Raw genomic sequence first — 537 nt, forward strand, 5'->3', positions numbered from 1 at the left:
TGATGTATTGCAATCGCAGATATTCTTCCGGCCTCTCGGCATTTGCAGCGGAAAGCTTGCCTTGTATCGCATCAAGAGAGGAATATCCCATCGATTCAACGATCGAATCCATTTCTTCGAGAATCGCTGTAATGGCCTTCCATCCTTTTTGATAGATTATTGAGCATACTTCCACAGCGCTGGCGCCGCCGAGTATGCATTTGACAGCTGCATCTGCTGTATGAATGCCGGTAGACGAGACAATTTCCACGCCTGCCCGTTTGTAGAGAATTGCAGTCCAACGAAGGCTTTCGTGATATTCGGTTTCCGAACTTAAAGCTGGACGCCCGTAAGCCGCATCGTGTCAAGATTGAAATCAAAGCGGAAAAAGCGGTTGAACAGCACCACAGCATTGGCGCCTTCCTTTGACAGCCCATGCACAGTATGCGGAAGACTTGTATAATTGTTTCCCAGCTTGACCATTATAGGCAGCTTTGTAGCAAGGCGGGCTTCCTTGACTGTCGAGAGCACTTTATGCTCTATTTCCTGCCCTGAAAT

Annotated in this window: 2 protein-coding genes; both read right to left on the minus strand. The window is 48.0% G+C overall.

The window, feature by feature from the left end; genetic code table 11:
• The coding region (locus JCM15764_RS20755) for a beta/alpha barrel domain-containing protein (RefSeq protein ID WP_243689566.1) at positions 1-250 on the minus strand (250 nt) is incomplete at its 3' end.
• A 62-nt stretch (positions 251-312) separates the two neighbouring features.
• On the minus strand, positions 313-537 hold a 225-nt coding region (locus JCM15764_RS20760; protein WP_243689567.1), incomplete at its 5' end, for a hypothetical protein.

The sequence above is a fragment of the Geotalea toluenoxydans JCM 15764 genome, from assembly GCF_001311985.1.
GTDB lineage: Bacteria > Desulfobacterota > Desulfuromonadia > Geobacterales > Geobacteraceae > Geotalea > Geotalea toluenoxydans.